Raw genomic sequence first — 17488 nt, 5'->3', positions numbered from 1 at the left:
GGAAAACCCACCATTTGCGGACGGTCCTTTCGGGTTTTATTGATAATGGACGGACGTCGGACGGACTATGCTGATCCACGATCCAGGAGATTGAGATGCACCGCTACCCACGCGACCTTTCCGGCCATGGCGCCACGCCTCCCGACCCGCAATGGCCCGGCGGTGCCAGGATCGCCGTCCAGATCGTCCTGAACTACGAGGAAGGCGGTGAAAACAACGTCCTGCACGGGGACGCCGCCTCCGAAGCCTTCCTCTCCGAGATCGTGGGCGCGGCGCCCTGGGCCGGCATACGCCACGCCAACATGGAATCGATCTACGAATACGGCGCCCGGGCAGGGTTCTGGCGCCTGCACCGGATGCTGAAGGATCTGCCCGTCACCGTCTACGGCGTGGCAACTGCGCTGGCCCGGTCGCCCGAACAGGTCGCCGCCATGCAGGACGCCGGATGGGAAATGGCGTCGCACGGCCTCAAATGGATCGAACACAAAGACATGCCGGAGGACGTGGAGAGGGCCGCCATAGCCGAGGCGATCCGGCTGCACACCGAGGTCACGGGCGCCGCGCCGCGCGGCTGGTATTGCGGACGGTCGTCGGTGAACACGATCCGCCTTGCCGCCGAGACCGGGCAGTTCGCCTATGTCGCCGACGCCTATGCCGACGACCTGCCCTATTGGCAGGAATACGGCGACCGCGACCAGCTGATCGTGCCCTACACACTCGACTGCAACGATATGCGCTTCGCCACGCCGCAGGGCTTCAACTCGCCCGAGCAGTTCTACGACTATCTGCGCGCGACCTTCGACACGCTCTACGCCGAAGGGGCTGATGGTCGCCCCGCGATGATGTCGATTGGCCTGCACTGCCGTCTGGTCGGCCGCCCGGGCCGGGCCGAGGCGCTGCGCCGCTTCATCGAACACGCGCAGGGCCATGACGGCGTCTGGTTCGCGACACGCGAGCAGATCGCGGACCATTGGGCCAGGGTCCATCCGCATGTCCGCCGCGATTGCCCCAGCCGGATGGACCACGATACCTTCGTCAGCCGCTACGGCAGCATCTTCGAGCATTCGCCCTGGATCGCCGAGCGGGCCTTCGACCTGGAACTCGGCCCCGCGCACGACACCGCGCAGGGGCTGCACAACGCGCTCGCCCGGATGTTCCGGTCGGGGACGGAGGAGGAGCGGCTCGGCGTCCTGACGGCGCACCCGGACCTTGCGGGCAAGCTCGCCAACGCCGGCCGGCTGACCGCCGAAAGCACGTCCGAACAGGCGGGGGCCGGGCTCGACATGCTGACCGACGAGGAGCGTCAGACCTTTACCCGCCTCAACGACGAATACGTCGAAAAGCACGGCTTTCCCTTCATCATTGCGGTGCGTGACCATGACAAGGCCAGCATCCTCCAGGCCTTCCACACCCGCATCGACAACGATCGCGAGACGGAGTTCGCAGAGGCCTGCCGGCAGGTCGAACGCATCGCGCTGCACCGCCTGAAGGATCAGCTGCCATGAGCCGGATCATCCGTACGGAGCCGCTGACGCCCGAAGGCTTCGCACCCTTCGGCGACGTGCTTGAGGTGGCGGGGACGCCCGACAAGGTCATCAACCAAGGCATGTGCCATCGCTACCACGACAGGGCCGCGCTGGATTTCTTCCGAGGTCACGCGGGCATCAGCGTCTTCGACGCGACGCCCCGCAGCCTGCCCCATGTCCTCGACATGATGGAGCGTCATCCAGACGGCAGCCAGGCCTTCGTGCCCATGCACGGCAACGACTGGCTGGTGATCGTGGCGCCTGACGCCGACGGCGCCCCCGGAACGCCCCGCGCCTTCCTGGCCGGCGCCGGTCAGGGCGTGAATTTCTTCCGTAACACGTGGCACGGCGTCCTGACGCCGCTGCATGCGCCGGGTCTGTTCGCCGTGATCGACCGGATCGGCGGCGGAGAGAACCTTGAGGAATACTGGTTCGACACCGCATGGAGGGTCGAAGCCAGCTGATGAAGGGGAACCGCCGCAAAGAGCGGTCCCTGCCAACCAACGAGAGGGAAGACACATGGCCGATACTTCTATCGGAACGCCGGAACAGCTCCGCGATCCGAATTACACGCCGCCGCTCTACAAGGCGGTTCCACTTGGCATCCAGCATGTCCTTGCGATGTTCGTGTCGAACGTCACACCGGCGATCATCGTGGCGGGGGCGGCCGGGTTCGGCTTCGGGTCCAACTCCCCGGACTTTCCCGAGCTTCTGTACCTGATCCAGATGTCTATGCTGTTCGCGGGCATCGCCACGCTGTTCCAGACCATCGGGATGGGGCCGGTGGGCGCGCGCCTGCCCATCGTGCAGGGCACGTCCTTCGCCTTCCTGCCCATCATGATCCCGCTGGTCGCGGGCAAGGGCGTCGACGCGCTCTCGGCCCTGTTCGCGGGCGTGATCCTGGGCGGACTGTTCCATGCCTTGATCGGCACGTTCATCGGCAAGATCCGCTTCGCCCTGCCGCCGCTTGTCACGGGCCTCGTGGTGACGATGATCGGTCTGGCGCTGGTGCGCGTGGGCATCCAGTACGCTGCCGGGGGTGTGCCCGCCATCGGCACGCCGGAATACGGCAGCCTGCTCAACTGGTCAGCCGCGCTGGTCGTGATCGCGGTGACGCTCGGGCTCAAGTTCTTCGCGCGCGGCATGCTGGCGGTGTCGGCCGTCCTGATCGGCCTCCTGGTGGGGTATGTCTACAGCCTGTTCATGGGCATCCTCTCCGTCGATGACATCACGTCGTCGTGGGAACGGTCCGCCGCTTTTGCCCTGCCCCAGCCCTTCAAGTACGGCTTCACCTTCTCGGCCGCGGCGATCATCGGGTTCTGCCTGATGGCCTTCGTCTCGGCCATCGAGACGGTGGGCGATGTCGAGGGGATTACCAAGGGCGGTGCCGGGCGTGTGGCGACGGACAAGGAGATCACTGGCGCGACCTATGCCGACGGCATCGGCACTGCCATCGCGGGCATCTTCGGCGGCTTTCCCAACACCTCGTTCAGCCAGAACGTCGGCCTGATCGCCATGACGGGTGTCATGTCGCGCCACGTCGTCACCTGTGGCGCGATCTTCCTGATCGTCTGCGGCCTTGTTCCCAAGGTCGGCGGCGTGATCCGCACCGTGCCCATCGAGGTGCTGGGCGGCGGCGTGATCGTGATGTTCGGCATGGTCGTGGCGGCGGGCATCTCGATGCTGTCCGACGTCGACTGGAACCGGCGCAACATGGTGATCTTCGCCGTCGCGCTGTCGGTGGGCCTCGGCCTTCAGCTCGAACCGGGTGCTGTCCAGTACTTGCCCGAATGGGCCGAGGTGCTGATGGTCTCGGGCCTGCTGCCCGCGGCGTTCATCGCCATCGTGCTGAACCTGATCCTGCCTGCGGACCTGGCCGAGGAATCGACCGAGGAGGTCGCGGGCGGCCTGTCCGGGCACGGCAGCTTCGGCAAGGCGGTCGATCCGGCAGCGGTGACGCCCACCCGACCCTGACAGGTCGTTCCACCGAATTCCCACGGCCCCCGCCTGACCGGCGGGGGCTGTTTTCGTTCCGCCACCCCGTGCAGCCTTCAGACCATGTTGTTCAGGATCATCACCCCGGGTATCCACCCTGTCAGGACACCCGCGGCAAGCGTGGCCGCCGCCGCAGTCCGCCGGATGGCCAGCCGCAGCGTCAGTGCGACGAAGTAGGTCGCCCAGAGCGCCGACCAGGCCACCCAGTTCAGCCCCAGCCAGAGCGCGAAGCCGTCCTCGGCCGCCGCGATCCGGCTCCAGGCCACGGGCAGGACGGTGATCGCCACGAACAGGCTGAACCAGCCGAGGCCCCGCCCGTCGCCACTCGTCATGCGGTTCCAGGCGACCCAGAAATAGGTGATCGAGAACAGAAGCGTCATCGCCGCCGCCGCGACCGTCTCGTCGTTGGCGTCGGGTCCGAAGACCATGTATCCCGCGACGGCCAGCGCGATGGTCCCCGTCGCCAGGTTGATCGGCACGATTTCCCGTTCGTGGATGAAATCGGCCATCCAGAGGCCGTTCAGGCACAGCACGGCGCCCACATAAAGCAGCAAAAGACCCGAAAGCATCGGGGTCTCCTTCTTGATCGGAATGTCGGGAAAGGGAATGCGCGGTCCGGGGCTGACCTGGACCGCGCTGGTTCTTAGTGTCCGCCGTCGGACGCCATGGCCACGCCGCGGGCCTCGGCCTCGGCGTCTCCCCGGGTGGTGCCGTTGAAGACCGCGTTCAGCGCCACCGCCCAGATCGAGGCGAGCAGGATGCCGCTTTCGATCAGGGGGTGCCAGGCGTGGGGCAGGTGCATCTTGAAGTCGGGCGCGATCAGCGGGATCATCCCGGCGCCGAGCGAAATGGCGACGATCAGACCGTTGAACTTGTTGGTCTTGAAGTCGACGCCGCCCAGGATGCGCACGCCGGTTGCCGCGACCATGCCGAACATCACCAGACCCGCGCCGCCCAGCACCGCGACGGGCAGCGCCTCGACCACGGCGCCCATCTTGGGGATGAGGCCCAGCACGATCATGATCGCCCCGCCCATCACGCAGACATAGCGCGACCGGATACCTGTCACGCCCACGAGGCCGACGTTCTGGCTGAACGAGGTGTAGGGGAACGTGTTGAACAGCCCGCCGATCAGCGTGCCCAGACCGTCGGTCCGCAGGCCAGCCGACAGCTTCGGACGCTCCAGCTTGGTGCCGCACATGTCCGACAGGGCGAGGAACATCCCCGTGCTTTCGATCATCACGACGATCATCACCATCGTCATGGTCAGGATCATGATGGGATCGAAGATCGGCAGTCCGAAGTGGAACGGCGTGATGAGGGCGAACCACTTGGCAGTCGCGACATGCTCGAAGCTCATCATGCCCATGACACCCGCGGCGACGGCCCCGACCACGATGCCCAGGAGGACCGAGATGTTCGCCCAGAAGCCCCGCGCGAACTTCATCACGCCGATGATCGTGAACAGCACCAGGAACGCGATGCCCATGCTCTGGACCGTGGCGTAATTGGGGTTGTCGACCGAGGGCGAGATCGTCAGCCCCTGGGGGACGGGCGGGATCGCCCCGGTGCTCAGCATTTCCCGAACCTGGTTCAGCCATGCGGTATGCGCAGGATCGACGATCTTGGGCGCGGTCGGACCGACCGGCAGGCCGAAGATCCAGTTGATGCCGATCCGCATGAGCGTGACGCCGATGACGAGGATGATCGTGCCGGTCACGACCGGCGGAAAGAACCGCAGCATCCGGCTGACCAGCGGGGCGATCAGCATGGCGATGACGCCCGCCCCGATGATCGCGCCGAAGATCAGGCGCGCGCCCTCGGTTCCGGGATTGGCGGCACCGATGGCGACCATCGGCCCGACCGATGCGAAGGTGACGCCCATCATCACCGGCAGCTTGACGCCGAAATATTTCGACGCGCCCAGCGACTGGATGATCGTGACCACCCCGCAGACGAACAGGTCGGCCGAAATGAGGAACGCGACCTCGGCGGGCTGAAGGCCCAGCACGCGGCCCACGATCAGGGGCACGGCGATCGCGCCGGCATACATCACCAGCACGTGTTGCAGCCCAAGCGTGAACAGCTTGGGCGCCGATATCCTTTCGTTCACCGGGTCGTGCGGCGGCAAGGTTGTCTCGGACATGGTCATCAGGGTCCTCCTCCCAGGACGTGTTCTGTAATGCTTGGTGAACGGTCAGCCGTAGCTTGACACCGGCATTCCGGCGAGCGCGGCGATGTTGAGCAGCCCCCGGACGGTCACGCCCGGGGTGACGATATGTGCCCGGTTGCCCATCCCCATCAGGATCGGCCCGACCTCGAGTCCGTTGCTCACCGACTTGAGCAGGTTGCGGGCCGCGCCCGCCGCGTCGGTGCTGGTGTAGACCAGCACGTTGGCCTTGCCGGTCAGACGGTTGCCGGGGAACAGGCGTTCCCGCAGATCGGGGTCCAGCGCCGCGTCGCTGTGCATCTCGCCCTCGTACTCGAAATCGACCTGGGCCGCGTCGAGAAGCGCGACGGCCCCCCGCGCGACCCTGCCAGACCGGCTGTCGAGGTTGCCGAACTGGCTGCCCGAGCAGATCGCCACCTTGGGCGCGATGCCGAAGCGGCGGACATGCCGCGCCGCAGCTATGACCGCATCTGCCAGTTGCTCGGCCGTCGGCTCGGTATTGACGTGCGTGTCCGTCACGAACAGCGGCCCCTGATCCAGGATCACCAGCGACAACGCGCCGACCGGGTGCAACTCGCCCTCGGCCAGCACCTGCGTGATGTAGTTCAAGTGCCAGAGGTACTGCCCCACAGTGCCGCAGATCATGCTGTCGGCCTCGCCGCGGCGCACCATCGTGGCGGCGATGGCGGTGTTGTTGGTCCGCAGGATCGCCTTGGCCAGGTCGGGCGTCACCCCGTCGCGGGCCAGGATGTCGTGATAGGTCGTCCAGTAGTCACGGTAGCGTTCGTCGCTTTCGGGGTTGACCAGTTCGAAATCACGGCCCGCCTTGATCGACAGGCCCTCGCGCTCGATCCGGCTTTCGATGACCTCCGGCCGACCGACCAGAACGGCACTGCCCGTCAACTCCTCCGACATGGCCTGCACGGTCCGCAGGATGCGCGTCTCCTCGCCTTCCGCGAAGACGATGCGACGCTGCGACTGGCGCGCAGCCTCGAACACGGGCCGCATGATAAGGGCCGAGCGATAGACCTGCGTCTGAAGCCCGGCGCGGTAGGCGTCGAGGTCAAGCTCCCGCGTGGCGACGCCGCTGTCCATCGCGGCCTTTGCAACGGCCACCGCGATGGTGGGCAGAAGGCGGGGATCGAAGGGCTTGGGGATCAGGTAGTCGGGGCCGAAGGCCAGCCGCTCGCCCTGATAGGCGGCCCCCAGCTCGGCGCTGGCGGGCGCGCGGGCCAGACCGGCGATCGCCTCGACGCAGGCGACCTTCATCTCGTCGTTGATCTGCGTCGCGCCCGCATCGAGCGCGCCGCGGAAAATAAACGGAAAGCACAGGACGTTGTTCACCTGGTTGGGGTAATCGCTGCGGCCCGTGGCGATCAGCGCATCGGGCGATGCCTCGCGCGCCTCCTCCGGCATGATCTCGGGGGTGGGGTTGGCCAGCGCGAAGATGATCGGGTGCGGAGCCATCTTGCGGACCATCTCCTGCGTAAGCAGGCCGGGGCCGGAGACGCCGAGGAACAGGTCCGCCCCCTCCATCGCGTCCATGACGGTGCGCATCTCGGTCTCGCGAGCGAACTCCGCCTTTTCCGCGGTCAGGTTGTTGCGCTTGGTATGCACGACGCCCTTGCTGTCGAGCATGGTGATGTTCTCGCGCGCCACGCCCATGACGATCAGCATCTTGAGGCAGGCGATCCCCGCCGCGCCCGCGCCGAGTGCCACGACCTTGATGTCCTCGAACCGCTTGTCGGCCACTCGCAGGGCATTGGTCGCGGCTGCGGCGGCGACGATGGCGGTGCCGTGCTGATCGTCGTGAAAGACCGGAATGCCCATCCGCTCGCGGCAGATGCGCTCGACCACGAAACAGTCGGGGGCCTTGATGTCCTCAAGGTTCACCGCGCCGAAGGTCGGTTCCAGCCGGCAGACGAGGTCGGCCAGCTTCTCGGGGTCGGTTTCGTTCACCTCGATGTCGAAGCAATCGATACCGGCAAATTTCTTGAACAGGACGGCCTTGCCTTCCATCACCGGCTTCGACGCCTGCGCGCCGATGTCGCCCAGGCCCAGCACGGCGGTGCCGTTCGAGATGACGGCGACCAGGTTGCCCTTGGCGGTATAGCGGAAGGCGTCGGCGGCGTTCTTCTCGATCTCGAGACAGGCATCGGCCACGCCGGGCGAATAGGCGCGGCTCAGGTCGCGGCCGGTGGCCATGGGCTTCGTCGCCCGGATCTCCAGCTTACCGGGACGCGGAAATTCATGATAGTTCAGCGCGGCCTGCCGCTCAGCAATCTTCTTGGGGTCATCACGCGACATTGCATATCTCCTCTGGCAGGTGGCGCAGGGCATCGGCGCAGGAGGCATGGCCCCCCGCGATCCGGCCGTCCCGCAGGATAAGGGTCATGGGGCTTTTGGGAATGCCCAATGCGTGGCGCAAAAGGCCCGCTTCGTCAGACAGGAGGTGAAACGGCAGACCGAGACGCCGGCGCATGTCCTGCAGATCCGCGACGGGCGACGCCGCGATGCCCACGACCCGGTCCAGCCCCGCCTTACGACGCGCGACATAGCCGTCGCGCCATATCGCCACCATGGCGTCGGCCGCATCCGGCAGGAACAGCAGCACGTTGAGGCCGTCGATCCGCGAGACGTCGACGCGGCAGCCGTCGGTTGCTGTCAGGACGACGGGCGGCATCGCGATGCCTGATGATACGGCCAAGTTACCGGCTGCGCGCATCAGAAATCCACCTCGGTCGCGACGCCGCGCGACATGGCCAGCTCGACCACGGCCGAGGCGACGGCCAGGTCCTGAAGGCCCACGCCGGTGCCGTCGAACAGCGTGATCTCCTCGGCCGAGGTGCGGCCCTTGTGATCGCCGTTGATGACCGCGCCCAGTTCGGTGATGTCCTCGGGGCGGATCGTCAGGTCGACGATGGCGTGCTGGCATTCGCCGATGGTGGTCGACTGCGCCACCTCGTCGGTGAACAGGGTGGCGGCGGCGATCAGGTCGTTGTCGACCTCGCGCTTGCCCTTGGTGTCGGTGCCCATGCAGGCGACGTGCGTGCCCGGCTTGACCTGCGCGCCGTGCAGGATGGCGTCGTGGCTGCTGGTGATGGTGACGATGACGTCGGCCTGACCGCCCAGATCCTCGATCGACACGCTCTCGAACCCGAGGCCCAGTTCGTCGGCCACGCCGCGCAGGGTCTCGAGCTTTTCGGGTGAGCGGTTCCAGGCGACGATCTTCTCGAACGGGCGCTGCGCCGCGACGGCCCGCAGCTGGAACGCCGCCTGATGGCCGGCGCCGACGATGCCCAGCACCTTCGCATCGGGGCGCGCCAGATGGGCCACCGACACGGCGGCGGCGGCGGCGGTGCGCAGCGCGGTCAGAAGGTTCCCGCCCACGACCGCACGGCACTTGCCGGTGTCTGCATCGAACAGGAAGACGGTGGACTGGTGGTTGGTCAGCCCCTTCGCTGCATTGCCGGGCCAGTAGCCGCCCGATTTCAGCCCGAGGTTCAGCGCCGCCCGGTCGAAGCCCGACTTGAACCCGTAGAGCGCGTCCGCATGGCCGATCGCCTCGCGGATGACGGGAAAGTTGTAGGCCGACCGCGCCGCCATCGAAGCGAAGACACGTTCCACCGCCGTGAAGCTGGCTTCGGGCGTGATGAGGTCGGCGATGACGGCTTCGGGAACGATGATCATTGGGCGGGTCTCCTGCCGGGGGGACGACGGGGCCGGTGCCGGCCCCGTCGTAGTCATGGATCCGAACTCAGTATGCCTTGCCGCGCGCGGACACGGGCCACAGCGTCTCGACCTTGCCGCCGCGCACGCCGACATACCAGTCGTGGACGTTGCAGGTGGGGTCGCAATGGCCGGGCACGAGGCGCAGCTTGTCGTTGACCTTGAGGACGCCCTTCGGGTCGGAAACCACCCCATGCTCGTCCGAGCATTTGACGTATTCCACGTCGTCGCGCCCGAAGATGAACGGCAGGCCGCTGTCGACCGACTGCGCCTTGAGGCCCGCATCCACGATGGCCTTGTCGGGCTTGGCGTGGCTCATGACCGAGGTCAGGATGAACAGCGCGTTCTCCCATTCGCCCTGGTCGATGCGGTTGCCGTCCTTGTCCTGGATACGACCGTAGTCCGCATCCATGAAGGCATAGGAGCCGCACTGAAGCTCGTTGTAGACGCCCGAGTTGCTTTCGAAGTAATAGCTTCCCGTGCCGCCGCCCGAGACGAACTCCGGCTTCAGCCCGACCTCGGTCAGGGCGTCGACGGCTTCCTTCACCTGCGCCACAGCCGCATCGATCTTGGCCTTGCGGTCGGCATAGCTGTCCATGTGCTGCATCGCGCCCTGGTAGGCCTGGATGCCGGTGAACTTCAGCCCCTCCGCCGCGTCGATGGCCTGGGCGATCTCGACCACCGCATCCGCGGTGCGGACGCCGCAGCGGCCGGCGCCGCAGTCGATCTCGATGAAGCAGTGGATCGTCGTGCCGTGCCGGACGGCAGCCTCCGACAGGTCCGCCACGTTGTCCACATCGTCGAGACACACCGTGATCTTCGAGCCCATCTTGGGCAGGGAGGCCAGCCTGTCGATCTTGGCCGGGTCGCGCACCTGGTTCGACACCAGCACGTCCTTGATGCCGCCGCGCACGAAGACCTCGGCCTCCGACACCTTCTGGCAGCAGACGCCGACCGCGCCGCCCAGTTCCTCCTGCAGCTTCTGGACGTCGACGGACTTGTGCATCTTGCCGTGGCTGCGGTGGCGCATGCCGTGCGCCTTGGCATAGTCGCCCATCTTCCTGATGTTCCGCTCCAGCGCGTCCAGATCGAGGATCAGGCAGGGCGTCTGGATGTCGGCCTCGTCCATGCCGGGAACGGCGGGGACGTCATAGCCGACTTCGAGATCGTCGTAGTTGAGGTCTTTCATGGTCTGGCCTTTCAGTTCTGCATCCAGGGCAGCTTGCCCAGGTCGACGTTTCCGCCGGTGATGACGACGCCCACGCGCTTGCCGGCGAAGACGTCCTTGTTCTTCAGGATCACGGCCAGCGGCACGGCGCAGCTTGGCTCCATCACGATCTTCATCCGCTGCCAGGTCAGGCGCATCGCGTCGATGATCTCCTGCTCGCTGGCCGTCAGGATGTCGGTGACGTGGTTCGACACGAAGTGCCACGTCAGCTCCTTGAGGGGCACCTTCAGGCCGTCGGCCACCGTGTCGGGCGCGTCGTCGGCGATGATGTGTCCCGCCCTGAACGACCGTGCCGCATCGTCGGCCTGTTCGGGTTCGGCCGCAATGATCTTCACGTCGGGCGCGATGGTCGACAGCGTCAGGCAGGTGCCGGAGATCATGCCGCCGCCGCCGATGGGCGCGACCATCATGTCGACCGCCCCGCCGTGGTCCTCCATCTGCTCCATGAATTCGCGCGAGCAGGTCCCTTGCCCCGCGATCACGCGCGGGTCGTTGTAGGGGTGGACGAAGTCGGCACCCGTCTCGGCCTGGACCTTGGCGAAGACTTCCTCCCGGCTCGAAGTCGAGGGCTCGCATTCGGTGATGATGCCGCCGTATCCGCGTACCGCGTCCTTCTTGGCCTGGGGCGCCGTGCGCGGCATGACGACGTGGCAAGGAATGCCCCGCCGACCGGCCGCGTAGGACAGCGAGAGCGCGTGGTTGCCCGAGCTATGCGTGGCGACACCCCGCGTCGCCTGCTCGTCGGACAGGCCGAAGACCGCGTTGGACGCGCCGCGCACCTTGAAGGCGCCCGCCTTCTGGAAGTTCTCGCACTTGAAGAACATCTCGCAGCCGGCCAGCCCGTTGAGATAGCTCGACGTCAGGACGGGCGTGCGGTGGATGTAGGGGCGGATGCGCTCATGCGCATCCTTCACGTCCTGAAAGGTGGGGATGTACATGTCCGACCCGTCCATCACGCCGCCGCCTTCCTGGCGGTGCCGCCGTGGCGATAGAACTCCTGCGCCGCCGACACGCCGGATCCGAGCTTCACGTCGAGACCCAGATCGACCATGACCATTTCGGCCACGCCCAGCCCCGACAGCATCATCGCATCCGTGAGCGAGCCGAGGTGTCCGATGCGGAACACCTTGCCCGCGACCTCTCCGAGCCCCACACCGAAGGCCATGTCGTAGTCACGCGCGGCGACGGTCACGATGTCGGTGGCGTTGAACCCCTCGGGCGTGCGGATGGCCGAGACGGTGTCGGAATAGAGGTCGGGCGAAACCGCGCAAAGCTCCAGGCCCCAGGCACGGACCGCGCGGCGCACGCCTTCGGCGATGCGGTGATGGCGGGCGAAGACGTTCTCCAGCCCTTCGTCCAGCAGCATGTCGAGCGACAGCTTCAGGCCATTCATCAGACCGACCGGCGGCGTGTAGGGAAACGCATTGTTGTCATAGCCCTTGCCCATGTCGCGGACGTCGAAGAACGTGCGGGGCAGCTTCGCCGTCTCGGTGGCTTTCATGGCCTTGTCGCTGAAGCCCACGATGGCGAGGCCGGCCGGCAGCATGAAGCCCTTCTGCGAGCCTGTCACGGCCACGTCCACGCCCCAGTCGTCGAAGCGGAAGTCCATCGACCCGATCGAGCTGACGCCGTCGACGAACAGCAGCGCCGGGTGGCGGGCCGCGTCCAGCGCACGGCGGACCGCGGCAATGTCGGACTTCACGCCGGTCGCCGTCTCGTTGTGCGTGGCCAGCACGGCCTTGATCCTGTGATCCTTGTCGGCCTTCAGGACCTCCTCGTAATTTTCGGCGGGCAGGCCCTCGCCCCAGGGCGTCTCGACGACGGTGACGTCAAGGCCGTGACGCTGACACATGTCGATCCAGCGGTGGCTGAACATGCCGTTGCGTGCGGCCAGGATGCCGTCGCCGGGCGACAGGGTGTTGGTCAGCGCCGTCTCCCACCCGCCGGTGCCGGTGGAGGGGAAGATGAAGATCCGGGCGCTATCGGACTTGAGGACCTTCCGTACCCCTTCGAGGCAGGGGTTCAGGATCTTGCCGAACACCGGCGAGCGATGGTCGATCGTCGGCATGTAGCATGCCTGCCGGATCGCCTCGGGCATGTTGGTCGGGCCGGGAATGAAAACGGGGTTCTGAAAGTTCATGACATCCTCCGCAGGGCTTGGGTTGACGATACCCTACCCTCTGGGCCCTCCCCGGCATACTTTTTTGAAAACCAATTTCATTTTCGATCCGATCCGTGAAACGGCGTCTTGTCAGTATCTTATATTTTTCATAGCGTGAAATTGCTTTCCGCAAATGTGCAGGATGACCTTATGGATTTTCAAGACAATCCTGTCCGCAGGGCCCGCGGCCGCCCCCGTGCTTTCGATGCGCGCACTGAGCAGAACACGATCAAGTCGCTCGACAGGGCGCTTATGGTGCTCGATGAACTGTCGCATATGGAAAGCGCCTCGCTCAGCGAACTGGCACAGGGGCTGGAGGAGTCGCCGGCCACCGTCTACCGCATCCTCAGCACCTTCGCGCTCCACGGCGTCGTCGAGGTGGATGCCGCCCAACAGACCTGGCACATCGGCGCGGACGCCTTTCGCATCGGATCGGCCTTCCTGCGGCGCACGTCGCTGGTGGAACGCAGCCGGGCCGTGCTGCGCGGGCTGATGAAGACGACGGGCGAGACGGCGAACCTCGGGGTGGAAAAGGACGGAGCTGTCCTCTTCGTCAGTCAGGTCGAGACCCACGCCCCGATCCGCGCCTTCTTTCCGCCCGGCACCCTGTCGCCGCTCCACGCCTCGGGCATCGGCAAGGTGCTTCTCGCCCATGCGCCCGCCGGCCGGCTGGAACAGGTCGCGGCAAAGGGGCTGGAGAGCTTCACGCCTCACACGCTTGCCGACCTGGGCAGGCTGCGCGCGGATCTGGACCTGATCCGGGCGCGCGGCCATGCCGTCGACGATCAGGAGCGCAATCTGGGCATGCGCTGCATCGCTGCCCCGATCCGCAACGTCCACGGAGAGGTCGTGGCCGGAATTTCGGTCTCCGGTCCGACCAGCCGCGTCTCGCCCGATCACGTCCCCGACCTCGCCCGCGCGGTCATCGCCGCCGCAGCCGAGGTGTCGGCCGCCATCGGGGCACCCGGCGGGTGACTTTCACCCCCGGCGCGGCAAGCCCATATGCCGGTTCACGTCCTTGTAGAGAAGATACCGGAACGGCCCCGGACCGCCAGCATAGCAGGCCTGCGGGCAAAAGGCGCGCAGCCACATGTAGTCGCCCGCCTCGACCTCGACCCAATCGTTGTTGAGCTTGTAGACGGCCTTGCCCTCCAGAACATAAAGCCCGTGTTCCATCACATGCGTTTCCAGAAACGGGATCACCCCGCCCGGCTGGAAGGTGACGATGGTGACATGCATGTCGTGGCGCAGGTCGTTGGGATCGACGAAGCGCGTGGTGGCCCAGGCGCCGTTCGTGTCGGGCATGACGGTGGGCGCGATATCGGCTTCGTTCAGGATCAGGGGCTCGGGCCTGTCGATCCCCTCAACCGCCTCGTATGCCTTGCGGATCCAGTGGAACCGCGTCACCGCGCCGCTCTCGTTGCGAAGGCTCCAGTCGGCACCCGCGGGAATATAGGCATAGCTGCCGGGCGTCAGCACATGAGCCTCGCCTCCGACGGTCACGGCGACCTCGCCCTCCACCACGAACAGCACACCCTGCGCGCCCTCGTCCAGCTCCGGCCGGTCGGACCCGCCGCCCGGCTGCACCTCCATGATGTAGTGGCTGAACGTCTCGGCGAAACCCGACAGGGGACGCGCGATGACCCAGAGACGGGTGTCTTCCCAGAACGGCAGGAAGCTCGTCACGATGTCGCGCATCGTCCCCTTCGGGATCACGGCATAGGCGTCGGTGAACACGGCCCGGTCGGTCAGCAGGTCGGTCTGCGGCGGGTGGCCGCCCATGGGGGCGAAATAGGTGCGCTCGGTCATGCCTGCTCCGTTCGTTGGCTCCGCGCGCAGGGTCGCGCGTGACCCGGGCCGAGCCAATGCGGGTTATCCCTGAAGGATCATTCGGGATTTTTTGTCAGTCGAGGCAAATTTTTCGACTTGTCCGGTCGGATCTGGCAGATGGGAACCGGAAGGTTGGCTCGCGGCTGTCGAACCGCTGCACCCCGCTTCGTGCGATCATCCAAGGCGACCGACCCGCCATGGTGGTCACACGAGGGCGAGCCACGCATCGCCTTTCCCGTCAGTGCAGCGGCGCGTGCCGTTGGGATTGCTGTCGCAGCACGATGCGCCGGATGGCGAGCCCCGCCTGCGCGGCGTCGTTGACGACCAGTGGCAGGACTTCGCCAGGAACCAGAAGCGACGCGATGAGCATCGCATCCTCGTGATCGCCGGACGCCGCGACGGCCAGTAGGTTGGCGAAGACGGCCTCGTCCGCGCCGACGCAGCGACAGGCCAAGGCATGCCGAAGGAACGGGCGCCGGCCCCGCAGGGTCAGGCCGCGGACCAGCGCCTCGAAATGGTGCGTGCCGGCCTGTGCCTCCGCCGCCGACAGGCCATCCGCAAAGGCGGACCGGACGCGAAGCTGGCCGTCCGGCCCATCGCACCAGTCGCGCAGCATCAGCACCGCGGTCCGCACCATTGGCGTGACCGAGCGGAGGTCGGCGACGACGGCCGCCCCCGCGGCATTGCCCAGCATGGCGTCGGCCGTAGCGGGTCCTGGGAAAGGATGGACCGTCATTTCGTCAGGATCAGCTTGCGCGCCCGCGTCAACCGCAGCGTATAGACCCGGTCGTCGAGCATGATCCGCGCCATCCCGAGATCGCCCAGGATGTCCTCGGCCGCGTGGACGGGAATGTCCGGCGTCAGCCTGGCGTCATTCGGGTCGCGGGTCATCGTCCAAGCCTCCGGCCTGTCGGCACAGGGCCGGTGCGTTGTCGGGGTCAAAGGATCAGCCTTCGGTGTTTGAATCCTGTCCATGTCGGTCCTGATCTTGACGAGACGAACCGGGCTGATCCGGGGCGGACTGGCTGGGCAGGCTTAACCTGACAGATTTTGTCGTCTTTGCAAGCAGCTCACACGCATCAGCGGAAAATGCCGGGATTGGCCCCTTCTTGACCCGTTCCCGGCCGGGTTGCAGCGTCGCTTCCGCACCCCTACCTGACATGGCAACACCCCGGAGGTTCTGCCATGCGATATTCCGTTCTCGACCTTGCGCCCGTGCCCGAAGGGTCCGATGCCGGTCGTGCCATCGCCAACACCGTCGACCTTGCCCGTCGGGCCGAGGATCTGGGGTATGCCCGCTACTGGCTGGCGGAGCATCACAACATGCCGGGCATCGCAAGCGCGGCCACCGCCGTGTTGATCGGCCATGTCGCCGATGCGACACGGACGATTCGCGTGGGCGCCGGCGGCATCATGTTGCCCAACCACGCGCCCCTGGCGATTGCCGAGCAGTTCGGCACCCTTGCGACGATCCACCCGGACCGGATCGACCTGGGACTGGGCCGCGCGCCCGGCGGCGACATGGCCGTCGCGCGGGCCCTGCGGCGCGGGATGGATCAGGACCGCTTTCCCGACGACGTGGTCGAGCTGATGACCTATTTCGGTGATCCCGATCCCCGGGCCGCCGTGCGCGCCCATCCAGGCGAGGGAACGCATGTGCCGATCTGGATCCTCGGATCCAGCCTCTATGGCGCGCAGCTCGCGGCGCATCTGGGCCTGCCCTACGCTTTCGCCTCGCACTTCGCGCCGGATGCGCTGGATCAGGCCGTCGCCGTCTATCGCGAACGATTCCAGCCTTCGGCGCGGCTGGACCGTCCGCGTTTCATGCTGGCCGCCAACGTCTTTGCGGCCGATACCGATGCAGAAGGCGTGCGCCTGCGGACCTCCATGCAGCAGGCCTTCGCCCGCCTGCGGACCGGTCAGCCCGGCAAGCTGCCCGCGCCCGTGGACGACATCGAGGCCGCGATCGGCGCGGACATGACCCGTGCCGTGAACCACGCGCTGCGGGTGTCGGCAGTCGGCTCCAAGGGTAGCGTGCGCGCCCAGCTTCGCACCATGATCGAACGATATGCCCCGGACGAACTCATCCTGACCGGGCAGATCCACGACCACGATGCGCGGGTGAAGTCCTTCGCCCTTGCCGCCGAAGTCCTGGCCGATCTGGACAGGTCCAAGGCGGCCTGACGGACACGGCGCGGCGGGAAATTTCCGCCGCGCATCGCCATGCCTCTACCGGGCGCGGCGCGCGTGCATTGCCTGCCGCCATGCCCGCGAACCGCCTTTCCTATCTCGTGTCGGGCCTGATCGTCGGGCTGTCGACGTCTGGCTTTTGTCGATCGGGCGGGAACCGATCTGCACCTGCGGCCACGTGAAGCTGTGGCATGGCATCGTCGTCAGCTCCGAGAATTCGCAGCATCTGACCGACTGGTACACCTTCAGCCATATCATCCACGGCTTCGTCTTCCACGGCCTGCTCCGGCTCGTGGCGCGGCGCATTTCCATGGGTTGGCGCCTCACCATCGCCACCGCCGTCGAGACCGCGCGGGAGGTGGTCGAGAACTCCGAAGCGGTCATCGAACGGTATCGCGCGGTGACCATATCGCTCGACTACTACGGCGACAGCGTCCTCAATTCGGTGGCCGACATCGGGGCGATGTGGCTGGGCTGGTTCCTCGCCGCGCGCCTGCCGGTCTGGGCGGCTGTGGCCATCGCGCTGGCGTTCGAGGCCATGACCATCGCCCTGATCCGCGACGGGCTGGCGCTCAATGTGCTGATGCTGGTCTGGCCTCTCGACCGGGTCGCGGACTGGCGGGCGGCCCGGCCGTCCTGACGTTGCGCTCCCGCCTCTG

Annotated in this window: 17 protein-coding genes; 6 read left to right on the top strand and 11 right to left on the bottom strand. The window is 66.5% G+C overall.

What is annotated here, in order from left to right; all coding sequences use genetic code 11:
• The first annotated feature begins 95 nt into the window (after positions 1-95).
• Genes puuE through JAN5088_RS05025 form a run of 3 tightly spaced genes read left to right on the top strand, consistent with a single transcriptional unit; the run spans position 96 to position 3500 of the window.
• Positions 96-1505, top strand: a complete 1410-nt coding sequence (gene puuE / locus JAN5088_RS05035) for an allantoinase PuuE (RefSeq protein WP_055681730.1) — start codon at positions 96-98, stop codon at positions 1503-1505.
• The gene (locus JAN5088_RS05030) at positions 1502-1990 is read left to right on the top strand and encodes an ureidoglycolate lyase (RefSeq protein ID WP_055681729.1); all 489 of its coding nucleotides are present in this window, start codon (positions 1502-1504) and stop codon (positions 1988-1990) included. The genes puuE and JAN5088_RS05030 overlap by 4 nt, the downstream gene beginning before the upstream one ends.
• A gap of 55 nt (positions 1991-2045) precedes the next feature.
• Complete coding sequence (locus tag JAN5088_RS05025; RefSeq protein WP_055681728.1) at positions 2046-3500, top strand: uracil-xanthine permease family protein; 1455 nt, start codon at positions 2046-2048, stop codon at positions 3498-3500.
• Between the two features lie 77 nt (positions 3501-3577).
• Here JAN5088_RS05025 and JAN5088_RS05020 read toward each other — a convergent pair whose 3' ends face one another.
• From JAN5088_RS05020 to bhcA, 8 genes are all read right to left on the bottom strand, one after another.
• Positions 3578-4090 (bottom strand): AmiS/UreI family transporter, encoded by a 513-nt coding sequence (locus JAN5088_RS05020; protein WP_055681727.1) that lies wholly within the window; start codon positions 4088-4090, stop codon positions 3578-3580.
• A 74-nt stretch (positions 4091-4164) separates the two neighbouring features.
• Complete coding sequence (locus JAN5088_RS05015) at positions 4165-5667, bottom strand: nucleobase:cation symporter-2 family protein (RefSeq protein ID WP_055681885.1); 1503 nt, start codon at positions 5665-5667, stop codon at positions 4165-4167.
• Between the two features lie 51 nt (positions 5668-5718).
• Positions 5719-7998 carry an NADP-dependent malic enzyme gene (locus JAN5088_RS05010; RefSeq protein WP_055681726.1) on the bottom strand — a complete coding sequence of 760 codons (2280 nt, stop codon included), beginning with the start codon at positions 7996-7998 and terminating at the stop codon, positions 5719-5721.
• A complete protein-coding gene (locus tag JAN5088_RS05005) occupies positions 7988-8398 on the bottom strand; it encodes a peroxiredoxin family protein (RefSeq protein ID WP_144431850.1) in 411 nt (136 codons plus the stop codon). The genes JAN5088_RS05010 and JAN5088_RS05005 overlap by 11 nt, the downstream gene beginning before the upstream one ends.
• A gap of 17 nt (positions 8399-8415) precedes the next feature.
• Positions 8416-9381 carry an iminosuccinate reductase BhcD gene (bhcD, locus tag JAN5088_RS05000; RefSeq protein WP_055681724.1) on the bottom strand — a complete coding sequence of 322 codons (966 nt, stop codon included), beginning with the start codon at positions 9379-9381 and terminating at the stop codon, positions 8416-8418.
• 67 nt (positions 9382-9448) lie between these two features.
• Entirely contained in the window at positions 9449-10609 is a 1161-nt protein-coding gene (gene bhcC, locus JAN5088_RS04995) for a 3-hydroxy-D-aspartate aldolase BhcC (RefSeq protein ID WP_055681723.1), read from the bottom strand.
• Positions 10610-10620: 11 nt separating this feature from the next.
• Positions 10621-11601 (bottom strand): beta-hydroxyaspartate dehydratase BhcB, encoded by a 981-nt coding sequence (gene bhcB, locus JAN5088_RS04990; protein WP_055681722.1) that lies wholly within the window; start codon positions 11599-11601, stop codon positions 10621-10623.
• Positions 11601-12788 (bottom strand): L-aspartate--glyoxylate aminotransferase BhcA, encoded by a 1188-nt coding sequence (gene bhcA, locus JAN5088_RS04985; protein WP_055681721.1) that lies wholly within the window; start codon positions 12786-12788, stop codon positions 11601-11603. The genes bhcB and bhcA overlap by 1 nt, the downstream gene beginning before the upstream one ends.
• Before the next feature lie 171 nt (positions 12789-12959).
• Here bhcA and bhcR point away from each other — a divergent pair, with 171 nt between their 5' ends.
• Positions 12960-13784 carry an HTH-type transcriptional regulator BhcR gene (gene bhcR / locus JAN5088_RS04980; RefSeq protein WP_055681720.1) on the top strand — a complete coding sequence of 275 codons (825 nt, stop codon included), beginning with the start codon at positions 12960-12962 and terminating at the stop codon, positions 13782-13784.
• Between the two features lie 3 nt (positions 13785-13787).
• Here the strand turns inward: bhcR and JAN5088_RS04975 are convergent, their stop codons facing one another.
• The 3 genes from JAN5088_RS04975 to hemP all read right to left on the bottom strand — a co-directional run bounded on the left by JAN5088_RS04975 (position 13788) and on the right by hemP (position 15530).
• Positions 13788-14618 carry a bifunctional allantoicase/(S)-ureidoglycine aminohydrolase gene (locus tag JAN5088_RS04975; RefSeq protein ID WP_055681719.1) on the bottom strand — a complete coding sequence of 277 codons (831 nt, stop codon included), beginning with the start codon at positions 14616-14618 and terminating at the stop codon, positions 13788-13790.
• 259 nt (positions 14619-14877) lie between these two features.
• Positions 14878-15333, bottom strand: a complete 456-nt coding sequence (locus JAN5088_RS04970) for a hypothetical protein (protein WP_055681718.1) — start codon at positions 15331-15333, stop codon at positions 14878-14880.
• Positions 15334-15371: 38 nt separating this feature from the next.
• The gene (hemP, locus tag JAN5088_RS18160; RefSeq protein ID WP_143114825.1) at positions 15372-15530 is read right to left on the bottom strand and encodes a hemin uptake protein HemP; all 159 of its coding nucleotides are present in this window, start codon (positions 15528-15530) and stop codon (positions 15372-15374) included.
• Positions 15531-15824: 294 nt separating this feature from the next.
• Here hemP and JAN5088_RS04965 point away from each other — a divergent pair, with 294 nt between their 5' ends.
• Complete coding sequence (locus tag JAN5088_RS04965; RefSeq protein ID WP_055681717.1) at positions 15825-16823, top strand: LLM class flavin-dependent oxidoreductase; 999 nt, start codon at positions 15825-15827, stop codon at positions 16821-16823.
• A gap of 184 nt (positions 16824-17007) precedes the next feature.
• A complete protein-coding gene (locus tag JAN5088_RS04960; RefSeq protein WP_306455452.1) occupies positions 17008-17469 on the top strand; it encodes a DUF2585 family protein in 462 nt (153 codons plus the stop codon).
• Positions 17470-17488 lie beyond the last annotated feature (19 nt).

Source organism: Jannaschia rubra, from assembly GCF_001403735.1.
GTDB classification, from domain to species: Bacteria; Pseudomonadota; Alphaproteobacteria; order Rhodobacterales; family Rhodobacteraceae; genus Jannaschia; species Jannaschia rubra.
Note: the sequence above shows the minus strand (reverse complement) of the source record. Positions and strands in the feature narration are given on the sequence as shown.